This is a genomic window from Paenibacillus diazotrophicus (genome assembly GCF_042610465.1).
In genome coordinates this window covers 112,203-126,295 of sequence record NZ_JBGJZN010000002.1, presented here as the reverse complement: position 1 = coordinate 126,295, position 14,093 = coordinate 112,203, and the positions used below count along the sequence as shown (strand labels likewise).

The following is a 14,093-nucleotide window of genomic DNA, read 5'->3' as shown; positions in this document are numbered from 1 at the left end:
TTCATCCTTAGGAGGCTTTATCCATGTCCGACAATACTTCCTACACCACTGAAGAGATCGCCCGGTTGTTGAAGATATCAAAACTTAAAGTCTATGATCTCATTAAAAAAGGTGAGCTTCCCTCCTACCGGGTAGGCAAGCAGATGCGTGTGGATCTCTCCGATCTGGAGGCATATAAACAGAACTCGCGCAGCGGGGCGTCCGGAAGTCTGGCGCCAGCCCCAGGACTGGTTGAAGCCCCGTTGTCCGCAGTTCCCCCTACCCTGCCGACGCAAATTGCACAGACGCAGGGGCATTCAAGCAAGACCACTGGCATAAATGTGGTGATAACCGGCCAGGATATGTCGCTGGACATTTTGGCTACGCATCTGGAGCGCCGTGAGTCTTCCGCCCGTCCACTGCGGTCGTACGCCGGGAGTCTGGACAGCCTGATTGCGATGTACCACGGAGAATCCGACATTGTCAGCACTCATCTGCTGGATGGAGATACCGGAGAGTACAATCTACCCTATATTCGCAGACTACTGGTCGGCTTTTCTTATATCGTAGTACGAATGCTGACGCGGAGTGCAGGCTTCTATGTACAAAAGGGCAATCCGAAAGGCATACGGGACTGGTCTGATCTGAGGCAGAACGGAATTAGGCTGGTCAACCGTGAGCGCGGCGCAGGAGCAAGGGTCCTGCTCGACGAGCAGCTTCGCCTCCATGGCATCCCATCCTCCAGCATCAGCGGGTATGCGATTGAAGAGAACAGCCATTTTGCCATTGCCGGCAGAGTCGCCCGGGGAGAAGCCGATGTGGGCATCGGCACAGAAAAAGCCGCCAAAATTATTGACGGCATCGATTATATTCCGCTTATTCAGGAGCGGTACGATCTGGTGATACTCAAGAAACCCGAGCACGAGGCACTGATCGGAACCGTTATTGATATTCTGCGCTCCACCGCCTTCAAGAACGAGCTCAGCTCCATTCACGGCTATGACCTCAGCGAGACTGGCACGGTCATTTTCGAAACTTGATACTTCTACCGCTTTGGGCTTACTCGCTTACTCGGATGCCTTCTTTTCCTTGGCGTACTTGAACTTAAAGCTTCCCTTCGTTCCGGTTCCTACGATCTCCAGCTTGTAGGTGCCGGTTTGTTGTATCTGCAGGTCTTCCTCACCTTCCTTGTCCGTCTCCAGCTCTTTGAACAGCTTATGGTCAGGATCATACAGCTTCATGGTCAGTTCACCCTTTTCCACCTTGGAGGCATAGCTTATATGAATGGTATCGCCTTCCTTAAGCTTCAGATTATGCTTCTCGGTGCCGGACAGCAGCCGGTAAGAAGCCTTGATTTGGTGCGGGGTACTGGAACCCACGTACATCAGCTTTTTCTCGCATCCAGTAACCATGATCAAAGAACCTGTTAGAATCAGCAAACATAGCCCCTGCCAACGTTTGTTCACTTGAATTCACTCCCCTGATATATAATCTGTCCGCAGTGCGGGCAGTATTGGGCGTGCATACCGCTTGCATTCTGCACCCTCTGCCGCTTCCGGGCAAAAAGATACAACACAACCCCCATAAAATTAGGTATATAAAAAACGGCAGTCATCCACAGCCATGTATTCATTTGTTTGCGCGAAGAATCCTTATATACGAACACACCCAAAGCTACGTATAAACCGACAAACAGCAGGATTGCCAGTGCCGTTATAGTCACCCAGACCGGATCCTCCTCCCACATATCGGACATATAGGGAATAATCCAGTAGCCGGAATAGACCAACAGAATAATCATTATTGTTGTGATGCCCCAAAATACCAGCAGACCCAAATAGGTATGTTTATTCATTTCCCTTCCCTCCTTTCACCTGAGCCACAAAGGTCAGGTTTGTGCAATTTCCGCATCTCTGCCCGACATATACAACAGAAGCACCACTGAGGCAACCGCCGGAACAACCCCTAAGGAGAGCAGGAGCGTCAGCTTCCAGAGCAAGGGAATCGGTCCCATTAGCAGACATCCCCACAACAGGAGCAGAGCCAGTGCAATCAGTACCGCCAGAGCTGCAAACCTTGTTCCCGGCACTTCCTTCCAGCGCATTCGCCGCAGAGTTACAGGAACCAGCCACGCCGGAGCCGGAATCTCCCTGCTATAATATTCACGCAGCATTTCTTCACACTTCTCATCCCCGGCCTTATCCCTCATCAATACTCCTCCATCCATGGCTCTACTGCTTTTTGCAGCAGCTTCTTGCTCTGATTCAATCTGGACTTCACAGTCCCAGTGGGAATACCCAGCATTTCTCCGATCTCCTCATAGCTGAACTCTTCATAATAGAAAAGCACCAATGGACCCAAATACCGTTTGGGCAGCTTGCGGAGCCCCTTCTCCAGACAGGCGTTCCGTTCATTCTGCAGCAGTTGCTCCTCCGTCAGCGGCGCCCCGTCCCGAAGTTCAGCCCAGGGTACACGGCTGTTTTCCCCACCGGCAAGCCGCTCATAGAGCTTTTTCCATTTCCGGTAGCTGTCCCGGTGCAGATTCAAGGTCAACTTGAACAGCCACGCCTTAAAAGACCGCTCCGGATCGTAACGACCCAGCTTGCGGATCACCCGCACCCAAACCTCCTGAAACAAATCCTCCGCATCCGGAGCATTCAGGCTAAGGTGGCGGCAGAACCGGTACAAATCATCCTGGTATCTTTCCACTAAAGGTCCGAGCATTTCCTGTCTGCCCGTCAGGTATCCTTCGATGAGCTGCTTATCAGTGATCATGTTCCTCTGCCCGCCCTTTCATATCCTATTACGAAAGCATCCGGCTCTTTGTTCGAAATTTCACAAAACTCTTATTACTAAAATAATACAGCAAAAAGCAGGTCCCCTGGGCACTTCAATGCCCTAGAACCTGCTCTTTATTCGGAAATGGATGATTTACATAGCCTTCCTCTACAAGGAACGGCGGTTGACGAACATCAGCATGAGTGCGGAGATGACAATAATCGAGCCTACCCACATCCAGGCCAGCGTCATATTTCCGCCATCGACAGCCACATAAATGGCAGTAGGTACAGTCTGTGTACGCCCCGGAATATTGCCAGCCACCATAATGGTAGCTCCAAATTCCCCGAGCCCCCGGGCAAATCCAAGCACATATCCGGCCGCCAGCGAACGGCCGGCGAGCGGAAGCGTCACATACCTGAGCACCTGAAGTTCACTGGCTCCCTGCGCACGTGCAGCGTCCTCGAGATCCTTCTCCACCCCTTCAAACCCGGCCTTCACCGTACGGTATACGAGAGGAAAAGCAACAACAACCGCAGCTATGACTGCCGCCCCCCAGGTAAAAAGAATAGTATGCTCCGTAAACAGTTCGTACAGCTTCCCAATCCAGCTCCGCCGGCCCAGCATCACCAGCAATACGAACCCGACCACGGTTGGCGGCAGCACCAGCGGAAGTAGCAGCACGGTTTCAATCAGACTGTAGCCGGGAAACCTCCGTCCCGCCATCGCCTTGGCTGCCAGGGTCGCCAGCAGGAACACTATAATACTTGTGATAACTGAGATCTTAACCGAAAGCCAGACCGGGGCGAAAAAATCGGTCCAATTGATCTCCACTGCTCTTCACCCCGTTTATATTTTGATAAGCCAAACTTTAGATTTCTATAATTTATTCAGCAAGCATAAAGCCGTAGCTGGTGAAGATATCACTTGCTGACTTCGTCTGAACATAGCTGTAAAAAGCTTTGGCCTCTGTCTGATGCTTCGATTCCTTCATGACACCTACCGGATAATTAATCGGCTTATGCACATGCGCACCTACAGTAAGAGCAATCCTCACTTTGTTCGAAGTAAGAGCATCCGTCTTGTAGACGAATCCGGCATCAGCATTTCCGGTTTCCACATAAGAGAGCACCTGTCGCACATCCTTGGCAAATACCAGCTTGCTTTGCAGCGTATCCCATACGTTCTTTGCTGTCAATGACTGTTGTGCATATTGTCCGGCTGGAACCGATTCGGGTTGTCCGATAGCTACTTTCTTGAAAGCTTTATCCGTAAGCTGTGTAATGGTAGTGATGGAGGACTTGGAATCCGAAGGCACCACCAGCACCAGCTGATTCTTCAAAAGCTCCGTATTATCAGAAACAAGGCCGCCATCGACGAGTGCTTTCATTTGCTTGTCACCCGCTGAGAAGAACAGGTCGGCAGGAGCCCCTTGTTCAATCTGTTTCTGCAGAGTACCGGAAGCGCCGTAGTTGAAGACAAGATCAATATCCGGATGCTGTTTCTCATAGAGAACCGAAATCTTATCGAGACTGTCCTGCAGACTCGCTGCGGCTGAGATGATAATTTCAGTCTTTTTCGCCGCCTCGACTTGCTTCTCCAGCACCGCCAACAACCCCGCCGCCAGCAGCACAGCCATTACAACCCCTGCGAACTTCTTGAACATCCCCATTCCTCCTATGTATGTATCCTGTATATTTTGAGGATATTTTAGCATATCATTTTCAAATTTTCTATACGTTTGATTATGTTTACATATATTTAGTTATATATAGTTATTTATTATTCATACTGTGCTTCGAAAAAAAATACACAAAAAATCCTTCTAGGCCTTGTAATCGCCTAAAAGGATTTTATGGACTGGGCATTAATTCTTCATTCGTGGATCCAGCACATCCCGCAGACCGTCCCCCATGAGATTGAAGCCCAGCACAGTCAGCATGATGGACAAGCCGGGAAACACTACCGTCCAAGGAGCCTTCTGGATAAATTGCCGGGAGTCAGAGAGCATCTTGCCCCACTCCGGGTCAGGCGGCTGGGCGCCAAGGCCCAGGAAGCCAAGGGCAGCGGCTTCGATGATGGCCGTGGCAATACCGAGTGTACCCTGCACAATAATCGGTGTCAGACTGTTAGGGAGAATATGAGTAAGCAGAATACGGGTGTTGGTCATCCCGATCGCTCTGGCCGCCGTAATATACTCCTCCGACTTCAGTGAGAGAACCTTCGCCCGCACAAGCCGGCCATAGGATGGGATATTTACGATCGCGATAGCATACAGCGCGTTCTGCAAGGAAGGTCCAAGGATTGCCACGATCGCAATAGCGAGCAGAATACTTGGAAAGGCAAGCAGGATATCGAACAGGCGCGAGATCAGCATATCAATCCATTTACCGTAGAAGCCGGCCAGTATGCCCAGAAACGTTCCCGCTATAATGGATCCAATGACCGAGAAGAAGCCGACCCACAGCGAGATACGTGCCCCATATATAATTCGCGTGAACATATCTCTCCCCAGATCATCTGTACCAAACCAGTGATCAGCCGACGGCGCTTTTAGCCGGTTAACCAGCTCCTGCTCTTTGAAGCCGTACGGCGCGATAAGCGGCGCCAAGAGCGCTATCAGCACAAAAAACACAATAATGCATAGTCCGAGCATAGCTGTCTTGTTCTTGCGGAAAGCCTTCCACGCATCGCGCCAAGGTCCGGATACCTTGTCGGCAGGCTCAGCCTTAGGTGTTACATTCATTGATACCTGTCCCATGGTTCATCCCTCACTTGTAATTGATGCGCGGATCGATAGCAGCATAGAGCAGATCCACAAGCAGATTGATCACAACAAAGATAAAAGCAATGATCAGGATCCCCGTCTGAATGACCGGATAGTCACGGGAACTAATCGCCTCAAATATATATCTTCCTACGCCCGGCCAAGCAAAGATCGTCTCTGTCAGCACAGCACCGCCGAGAAGAGCGCCTGTCTGCAAGCCTATTACCGTCAGCACAGGAATCATTGCATTCTTGAGCGCATGCTTGTACACGACCAGGAATTGCGACATACCCTTGGCTTTTGCCGTACGAATGTAGTCTGAATTCATAACCTCCAGCATGCTGGAACGGGTCATCCGGGCAATAATCGCCATCGGAATTGTGCCCAGTGCGATGCTTGGCAGGATTAAGTGCTTAATTACGGTCCACAGCTGTCCCCACTGTCCAGCGATGATGGTGTCAATCACATAGAGATTGGTGATACTCTCGACCGGATTGCGCTGGTCCATCCTTCCTATTGAGGGAAGCCAATGCAGCTTCAGCGCAAATAGCAGCTGCTCCATCAGCCCAAGCCAGAAGATCGGCATGGAGACGCCAATAAGTGCAATGACCATAGCGGTATAGTCAAACCATGAATTCTGCCGCCAGGCACTCAGAATCCCCGCATTGACACCTACAATGGTTGCGAACAGCATACTGGCAGCCGTAAGCTCCAGCGTAGCTGCAAGGTAGGGCATAATTTCTTTGGCAATCGGCGTCTTGGTTCGTATGGAGGTCCCCAGATCCCCTTGCAGCAAATCACCCATATAGTTGAAATACTGCTGCAGCCAAGGCTTGTCCAGACCGAGCTGCTCCCGAAGCGCCTGCTTCGACTGCTCCGTGGCCTTTTGACCTAGAATGGTTTCTGCGGGATCACCCGGAATGGCATGAATAATGGAAAAAACGATAATTGTCATCCCGATCAACACAGGGATTAGAACCATAATGCGTTTTAATAGGTAGGAGTTCAAGTTCGGCTCACCTTCCAAAGTTCCTTAAGCATAACTTGCCGCCCTGTTGCAGCGGCGGCAAGGAAATGCTTAGGGAGCATACTATTCGAAGTAAATTTCGCTGTAATATTCCGTACCTGTCGGACCTGGAACATAACCCTTCAGATTGGCTTTAGCAGCCAGTAGAGGCGTAGTATGCACCAGCGGAATCCAAGGCGCATCCGCTTTGATGATTTCTTGAGCTTGCTTGTACAGATCGGAACGTTTGGCCTGATCCGTCTCCTTCTGGGCATTAATCAGGAGAGTATGCAGCTCCTCATTTACGTAGAAGGTACGGTTGTTGCCTGGAATCGCATCCTTGTCGAGGAGCGTGTACAGGAAGTTATCCGGGTCCCCGTTATCACCTGTCCAGCCAAGCATGTAGATATCATCTTTATCTCCGGCTTTGGTATCATCCAGATAAGTCGCCCATTCCGGGGATTCAATAACCGTTTTGACGCCGATTTTTTCCCAGTCAGCTTGAATGGCTTCCGCTACCTTTTTACCGTCAGGCATGTATGGCCGGGATACAGGCATTGCATATAGCGTCACAGTATCCGGCAGGCCATCAGGGTATCCGGCTTCCGCCAGAAGCGCCTTGGCTTTATCCAGATCGTATTCGTAATCCTTCACGGCATCGTTATATCCCCACAGTGATGGAGGCATTGGATTCACTGCGGCAGTAGCCTGGCCTGAGAAGAAGGCATCGATAATAGCTTGTTTATTCACAGCATAATTCAGCGCTTGTCTTACTTTTACATTATCAAAAGGTTTCTTCTTGAAGTTGAAGCCGAGGTAAGCAACATTGAACGGCGGACGCTCTATCTTCTGCAGTTCAGTATTACCTTCAAGCGTGGACAGATCATCCGGGCTCAAATCCTCCATGAGATCGATCTCGCCGTTCTGCAGGGCATTGAAGCGCGCCGAGTTGTCCGGAATAGAGCGAACAATGACTTTGTTCAGCTTAGGAAGGCCTTCTTTCCAGTAGTTAGGGTTCTTATCCAGCGTAATGGAATCATTGTGCTTCCATTCGGTGAAGACAAAAGGCCCGGTGCCTACTGGCTCATTTTTGAAGTTTTCTTTCTTTTCTTTAATAGCTGTTGGACTGGCAATCCCGAACGAGGTCATCGCAATATTTTGCAGGAATGGTGCCTGAGGCTGGTTGAGTATAAATTGCACGGTTGTGGCATCTACAGCTTTTACTTCCTTGATCACACGGCTGCCGTCTGGACCGAACATGGAATCATAATAATCAAAAGAATCGCCCTCGAATTTGAATTCACTTGCCGGATCACTCCAGCGGGTGAAGTTGAACACTACAGCTTCTGCGTCAAAATCCGTTCCATCGTGGAACTTTACACCCGGATGCAGCTTAAAGGTGTAAGTCAGACCATCCGCCGAAACCTCCCAGCTGTCAGCAAGCGAAGGCTGCACTTCAGAAGTCCCCGGTTTATACTCCAGCAGAGAGTCAAATACCTGATGGGCAATCTTCAGAGATTCGCCGTCGGTGACAATGGCCGGATCCAGCGAGGCAGAGTCGCCGCCGCGTCCCACAATCAATGTGTCCTGCGTAGTTGCTGCTTCAGGTGAGCTCTCCGGTGCCGTGGTTGCCGCTGCATTCGAGCCAGCAGTTGCTTCTGTAGCGGAATTGTTGTTACCTCCGCAGCCGCTTAATGTCAAAACCGCCCCCAGCGTTACTGCCAGTGCAAGACTACTCCATTTCTTCATCTCTAGAAAACTCCCTTCTTCGATTAAAAGTGTTAAAACGTTTATATGGAGCCGCGCCAAAGCGCTGCCATATACCAGGGCTAATGATCGCTTAAGAAAGTGTCTTCTTCGCTGAATAATTCTAGGCTAATTGAGTATGGGCCTCTGGGGTATACAAGTGACATGCGGTTAAGTGTCCATCCCGAGTCTCCAGTAGCGGGGGTCTTACATTACGGCAGACATCCATTACCCGCGGGCAGCGTGTATTGAAGGCACAGCCTACCGGGGCATTCGCAGGGCTTGGCACCTCTCCCTGCAGAATGATCCGTTCCTTGCGGATATCCGGATCAGGTTCAGGCACTGCTGACAGCAGCGCTTGAGTATAAGGATGTTCAGGCTGGTCGTATAGTTTGTTCTTATCGGTAATTTCTACAATCCGTCCTAGATACATTACGGCGACACGATCACAAATATGCTTCACCACACTGAGATCATGGGCTATGAATATGTAGGTTAGTCCGAATTCTTTCTGCAGATCCTGCATTAGATTAATGACCTGAGACTGGATGGACACATCCAGCGCAGATACGGGTTCATCAGCGATAATCAGCTTCGGTTGCAAGGCCAGCGCTCTGGCAATCCCGATCCGCTGGCGCTGACCGCCGGAGAACTGATGCGGATACCGCTGAAGGTGAGCTTTGGCCAGACCTACAACATCCGCCAGCCGCTCTACTGCGGCCCGCCGTTCTTGTGCATTGCCTACGCCATGCACAATCAGGGGTTCTTCCAGGATACGCTGCACGGTATTGCGCGGGTCCAGTGAAGAGAACGGATCCTGGAAAACAATCTGCATTTCCCGCCGGCGCTTCCGCATCTCTTCCATAGACAGCTTCCTAATATCCTGGCCTTCAAACCAGATTTCTCCCGCGGTAGGCTCAATCAGACGAAGCAATGAACGTCCGGTTGTCGATTTGCCGCAGCCGCTCTCCCCTACAAGGCCAAAGGTCTCACCTTGTTTCACTGTGAAGGAAATATCATCTACCGCCTTGACATAAGCCTCAGTCTTATTGAAAAAACCTTTATGGATCGGATAATATTTTTTGAGGTTCTTGACCTCCAGCAGATTCTCACTCATACCGCATCCTCCTGTTGACTATCATGCAGCCAGCATCTGCAGCTGTGATTCTCATCCTGCAGCTTCAGCTGCGGAAGCGATTGATTGCAGATCTCCATTACATTCGGGCAACGGGGTGCGAACCGGCATCCCTGCATTTCCTTGCTCAGGATAGGAACATTCCCGGGAATGGAATACAGCCGTTCCCTGGTTTCGTCCATTCTTGGTACCGACTCAATAAGCCCCCGGGTATACGGATGAAGCGGGTTCTTGAAAATATCCCGTACGCTGCCTTCCTCCACCACCTTGCCGGCATACATCACGGCGACCCTATGGCACATCTCCGCTACCACGCCAAGATCATGAGTGATGAGCATCACCGCTGTCCCCTGCTCCTCGTTAAGCTTGCGGATCAGATCCAGAATCTGTGCCTGTATCGTTACATCAAGTGCCGTCGTCGGCTCATCGGCAATGAGCAGTTCAGGACTGCAGGAGATCGACATCGCAATCATCACCCGCTGCCGCATTCCTCCAGACAATTGGTGGGGATACTCATCAATAATAGCCTCTGGCCGTGGAATGCCTACCTTGCTCAGCATATCCACGGCATGTGCACGCGCTTCCTTCTTGGAGAGCCCCTTGTGCAGCCGGACAGTTTCTATAATTTGCTGGCCTACAGTAAACAAAGGATTAAGAGAGGTCATCGGTTCCTGAAAAATCATCGACACAGCGTCACCGCGGATTTTCCGCATTTCTTTTTCCTTCAAAGGAACGATATCCTGGCCCTTCAGCCAAATATGTCCACTCACTATTTTGCCCGGCGGATTCGGAACGAGCTTCAGAATGGACAGCGAAGTAACGCTTTTCCCGCAGCCCGACTCTCCAACCACACCCAGAACCTCACCTGGATTAATATACAGATCTACACCGTCCACAGCCGGCACTTCGCCTCGGTCGGTAAAAAAATGAGTGTGAAGATCCTCAATTCTCAAAATGGGCTGGATCAAGATCATACCTCTCTTCTACTTAAAAATTGAACAAAGGTCAAATGAGAGAATAGTGAGTTATCTCATAGACGGCAGAATCATTAACCCAAACCTGACATCATGCGGCAGAAATGTGAGTAAAATAAACATAGTTGTTATTTAATGTATAACATTACTATAGAAATCTATTGTAGACAAGGAGAATTTACGCATTTAACTAACATCAGTGGTTATAACGGAATAAAATAATTCCTGTTAAAATAAATCTTGTATTATTTGTATAGTGACAACCATTTCTCCAGTTGATTTCTTAATAACTCCCGATAATATTGAGGCTCGAGAATCTCCGCTTCTTCTTCGAATTTTAAGATCCAGCGTACAAAACCAATATCCTGTTCCACCGCCACCTTAAAATAAACACACCGATTCTGACGGTCTACCCTTACAGGTCTGACGAACATATCCTCATTCTTGATCCGTTCCATCATCCGTTCTGAAAACCTGATCTTGAACTCTACCTGCAGACTGTCCTGATCCAGAGACCATTTCTTCTCCATAAAAGCCTGCAAATCAAATTCCTCTTTGGAAAACCAGTGATTCGTTGGCTCCACATGTAAGAACCCGCCAAGATGAAACGTCCGGATAATCCCGAACCGATGACAAAAACCGATTAAATGATAACGATTTTCCAAGGGAACAAGACAGTAGGGATCAATCTGGATGCGTCTTTCTTCATAGGAATTGTAACTATAGTCGGCCAGGATACTGCTTTGCTTCATAATGGCAGCCAATATTTCAGTTAGAAAAGGAGGAAGCTCATCCTGGGGTCCGCTTCTTTCCACCCAGAGCGGTCCTGCTTCTTTATTGGCAGTTTCCATAGTCTCTTCCCTTTCTGCCTTCTGCTTGTAGGCTGCGGCCATTACTTTCTCATAGGCGCTCTCAAAGCCGGGAGGCAGCAAGGGCTTGATATCATCCATCATGTCGCGCAGCTGTGAAAATGCGGCCGATTCTTCATCCGACCAATCCAGAGGATATAGAGCAAAATTTCCTATAAACGTATATCCTTTTCCATGTCCCAAATGGGTTATAGGGATATGCATGGCACTGAGTGCATCCATATCCCGGTATATCGTTCTCTCGCTGTTGCCGCAGCGTTCCGCCAGTTCCCGGGCCAATATTCCAGGCTTGGCTTGTACCAGCGTAATGATGCGCATTAACCGGATCAATCGGTCTGTCATTTTCAGTTCCCCTTGATTTCATGGTAAAATAGACCCATTATTTTTGATAAAATAGTTATATAAGACTATAAATATTGATCTTATAACCGAAATTAATAATTATAATAGAACTATTTTACTATATTACCACATCTATAAATTACACCAGCCGTCAACTAATCCAAGTAAATGTTAATGAAAATTGATCTTATGTATGTACTGGCAGGACTACCATGCAGCCCTATCTTGTAGAAGTCTTCCTCCATACCGGAGTCTCAGCGTCAAGCTGTTTATACACGGTTTCTGCTTCCTTCACAAGCTGCAAATCTCCTGATCTTGCCGCCAGAAGCAGCAGATCATCTGCTTGCCTCCGAAGATGCTCAAGGTCCTTATGTATAAAGCTTTTTGTCTGCTGCCACAGCGTTTCTTCCAGCATTTTTTCGGTCTTAAGCAGTTCCAAGTGCTTTTTCACATGGAAGCAGCATTGTTCAGACAAAACATCTGTATGATTCGAATATTCCATACTCAGTTTTTTCAAGGGTAGCTCGCGAATACGTTCTACAGGAGGCTGCTTATACTGCCACTGTAGCCATAGAGCTTCGTGTAGTCCTGCCGGTTTGGCTGCCATAGCGAATTCTAAGGCGATAAATTTGCGCGATTTGGAATATATTTTCCCAAGACGCAACAGTATCGATCGTCCTTCCCCGGCCTCTGCACTACAGCCATAGCATGTATTGAAGGTCACATGACTCTCCAGCCATATTCTAAGTTCGATCTCACGGGCTACCACCTTCCTGCCTCGCTTACGCGATTCCTCATGCTCTGAAATCCCTTTCCACTCTATGAGCAGAACGACATTTTGGGCTCCGCCGGCTAAAATCCGTTCCTGACTCCATGTAAATATGGGCTGAATACTTGCTTGCATATTTCCACCTCTTTCTTTTTTTGGATCTTCTATTAATGTACCAATATTGGCGGACAACTCCTTGTCATGGAATATATGTTCGGTCCTATAATATCGACAAAAAAGAGGCATTCTCCTGGTAAAACAGAGTGCCTCTTTGTGAATAGTCATTCCTTTGTCTAAATGTGACGAATAATCCCCATAATTTTAGCGATTTGTTGCGTTTCTCCTATTCCGTACCCCATCAAAAAAGAACCCCAGTGCCCATTTCGCACATAACAGCGAGAACACAAAAAACAGGATTGCCCAGGCAATTGCAGGCAGCGGTGTAAGTCTTGCCAGATTGGCTGCATCTCCTGCACGCCCAGGTGTAAATACTGCTGCCGATACCAGAAACAGGGTACCCGTAACGGATTCCTCCAGGGTCAGAAAAGCCAGAAACAAATAATAATATTTACCGGCCTTCGGCCAGACAAACAGCATAATCAAATTCAGCAGGATGAACCCGCTCAGCCATAACATTCCGAAACCACCCCGTACGTACAGGACAAGCATGATCAGGGCAACCGAGGTTGCTATGATCAACCCCCATGTATACCGTCCTATATTATATAAATAGAACAGCAGGAGCGAGAATACAGAAGCCAGCAAGTAACCCGCAAGGGATATGAGAATTGCTTTGCCACCCGCTTCTATGGCTGAATAGGTTACTCCGCTGTGATCCGCGTACAGCTCAATCCGCAGAACACTGCCCGAGAGCACAAGCGTCACCAGCGCATGACCAAATTCATGGAACATAGTATCGAGATTGCGGAACAGGGAGGAGAAGGGTATCCATCGCGTTAGTAGTGCAGAACCTGCTAGAAACAACAGGGTTTTGAGCCATTTATTCATTGCATACAGCCCCTTTCCGTTCAAAGTATACTTTAATTCAAGCGGTTACGATAGAACGTAGATTACGCTATTGTCGTCTCTACAGAAACCAGCAATATTCCGGCAAGAAATAGAAACCATTAGGCGTCTTATACTGTATTACGGATAGTGATGGTTATCCCATAACGCGCGAATATTGTCTTGCTATGCTAAAATAAGAGGGAAGGCTAACCTAATACAGGTGGTGATTCTATTGAAGCAAAAAGTAAAACGCACTTATGCCAAGCTGTTGTCTTCAGCTCTGCTGCTCCTGGGATTGTCAGTCCTCTTTCCCTCTCCTGTGGCAAAAGCTAATTATTTCAATGATATATATAATGGATTGCAGAGTTTCTCAGAACTTCCTGGTGAGGTTAATCAGCTGCAAGAGAGTTACCAGCAAACGACGGAGGAGCTTCAGCAGACCAAAGACCAATTGGACCAGACCCTGCAGCAGATGGCGGAATATCAGACCCAGAACGCGGCTCTGCAGGAGCAGAACCGTCAGCTTAGCCAAGTAGTCAATGAACTGAAAGATGACCGCACCGCGAGGGAAAAGTACTATAACCGGATCAAAAATACGGTGATTACCGGAATTGCGCTCGTACTCGGTTACTTCCTGCTGATCCGGGTGCTGCGGCTGGGCATGCGCCACCGGTCCAGAAAAGGTGACCGCCTGCATTAATGAGTACATGAGGGAGTGTT

The 14,093-nt window shown here is 48.9% G+C and carries 16 protein-coding genes; 2 read left to right on the top strand and 14 right to left on the bottom strand.

The window, feature by feature from the left end; translation table 11 throughout:
- Nucleotides 1-23 precede the first annotated feature (23 nt).
- Nucleotides 24-1,019: a substrate-binding domain-containing protein gene (locus tag ACAN54_RS11855; RefSeq protein WP_379154499.1), complete on the top strand. Its 996-nt coding sequence runs from the start codon at nt 24-26 to the stop codon at nt 1,017-1,019.
- Between the two features lie 27 nt (nt 1,020-1,046).
- Here ACAN54_RS11855 and ACAN54_RS11850 read toward each other — a convergent pair whose 3' ends face one another.
- The 14 genes from ACAN54_RS11850 to ACAN54_RS11785 form a co-directional block, all read right to left on the bottom strand.
- Nucleotides 1,047-1,445 carry a hypothetical protein gene (locus tag ACAN54_RS11850; RefSeq protein ID WP_379154496.1) on the bottom strand — a complete coding sequence of 133 codons (399 nt, stop codon included), beginning with the start codon at nt 1,443-1,445 and terminating at the stop codon, nt 1,047-1,049.
- Nucleotides 1,442-1,834, bottom strand: a complete 393-nt coding sequence (locus ACAN54_RS11845) for a hypothetical protein (RefSeq protein WP_379154493.1) — start codon at nt 1,832-1,834, stop codon at nt 1,442-1,444. The genes ACAN54_RS11850 and ACAN54_RS11845 overlap by 4 nt, the downstream gene beginning before the upstream one ends.
- A gap of 33 nt (nt 1,835-1,867) precedes the next feature.
- Complete coding sequence (locus ACAN54_RS11840) at nt 1,868-2,188, bottom strand: hypothetical protein (protein WP_379154490.1); 321 nt, start codon at nt 2,186-2,188, stop codon at nt 1,868-1,870.
- Entirely contained in the window at nt 2,188-2,754 is a 567-nt protein-coding gene (locus tag ACAN54_RS11835) for an RNA polymerase sigma factor (protein ID WP_379154487.1), read from the bottom strand. Before ACAN54_RS11835 ends, ACAN54_RS11840 begins: the two co-directional genes overlap by 1 nt.
- A gap of 171 nt (nt 2,755-2,925) precedes the next feature.
- Nucleotides 2,926-3,585, bottom strand: a complete 660-nt coding sequence (modB, locus tag ACAN54_RS11830; RefSeq protein WP_379155846.1) for a molybdate ABC transporter permease subunit — start codon at nt 3,583-3,585, stop codon at nt 2,926-2,928.
- A gap of 58 nt (nt 3,586-3,643) precedes the next feature.
- Complete coding sequence (gene modA / locus ACAN54_RS11825) at nt 3,644-4,423, bottom strand: molybdate ABC transporter substrate-binding protein (RefSeq protein ID WP_379154484.1); 780 nt, start codon at nt 4,421-4,423, stop codon at nt 3,644-3,646.
- A gap of 201 nt (nt 4,424-4,624) precedes the next feature.
- Nucleotides 4,625-5,518: a nickel transporter permease gene (nikC, locus tag ACAN54_RS11820; protein WP_379154481.1), complete on the bottom strand. Its 894-nt coding sequence runs from the start codon at nt 5,516-5,518 to the stop codon at nt 4,625-4,627.
- A gap of 10 nt (nt 5,519-5,528) precedes the next feature.
- Complete coding sequence (locus ACAN54_RS11815; RefSeq protein WP_379154477.1) at nt 5,529-6,533, bottom strand: ABC transporter permease; 1,005 nt, start codon at nt 6,531-6,533, stop codon at nt 5,529-5,531.
- 81 nt (nt 6,534-6,614) lie between these two features.
- Nucleotides 6,615-8,279, bottom strand: a complete 1,665-nt coding sequence (locus ACAN54_RS11810; protein WP_379154474.1) for an ABC transporter substrate-binding protein — start codon at nt 8,277-8,279, stop codon at nt 6,615-6,617.
- Between the two features lie 121 nt (nt 8,280-8,400).
- A complete protein-coding gene (locus ACAN54_RS11805; RefSeq protein WP_379154471.1) occupies nt 8,401-9,393 on the bottom strand; it encodes an ABC transporter ATP-binding protein in 993 nt (330 codons plus the stop codon).
- Nucleotides 9,390-10,379: an ABC transporter ATP-binding protein gene (locus tag ACAN54_RS11800; RefSeq protein ID WP_379154468.1), complete on the bottom strand. Its 990-nt coding sequence runs from the start codon at nt 10,377-10,379 to the stop codon at nt 9,390-9,392. The genes ACAN54_RS11805 and ACAN54_RS11800 overlap by 4 nt, the downstream gene beginning before the upstream one ends.
- A gap of 251 nt (nt 10,380-10,630) precedes the next feature.
- Nucleotides 10,631-11,596, bottom strand: a complete 966-nt coding sequence (locus ACAN54_RS11795) for a helix-turn-helix transcriptional regulator (protein ID WP_379154465.1) — start codon at nt 11,594-11,596, stop codon at nt 10,631-10,633.
- A gap of 220 nt (nt 11,597-11,816) precedes the next feature.
- A complete protein-coding gene (locus ACAN54_RS11790) occupies nt 11,817-12,500 on the bottom strand; it encodes a hypothetical protein (protein ID WP_379154462.1) in 684 nt (227 codons plus the stop codon).
- 186 nt (nt 12,501-12,686) lie between these two features.
- The gene (locus ACAN54_RS11785; protein ID WP_379154459.1) at nt 12,687-13,373 is read right to left on the bottom strand and encodes a M50 family metallopeptidase; all 687 of its coding nucleotides are present in this window, start codon (nt 13,371-13,373) and stop codon (nt 12,687-12,689) included.
- A 232-nt stretch (nt 13,374-13,605) separates the two neighbouring features.
- On the opposite strand from ACAN54_RS11785, the gene ACAN54_RS11780 reads away from it, so the two are divergent.
- Entirely contained in the window at nt 13,606-14,073 is a 468-nt protein-coding gene (locus ACAN54_RS11780; RefSeq protein WP_379154456.1) for a hypothetical protein, read from the top strand.
- Nucleotides 14,074-14,093: the final 20 nt, after the last annotated feature.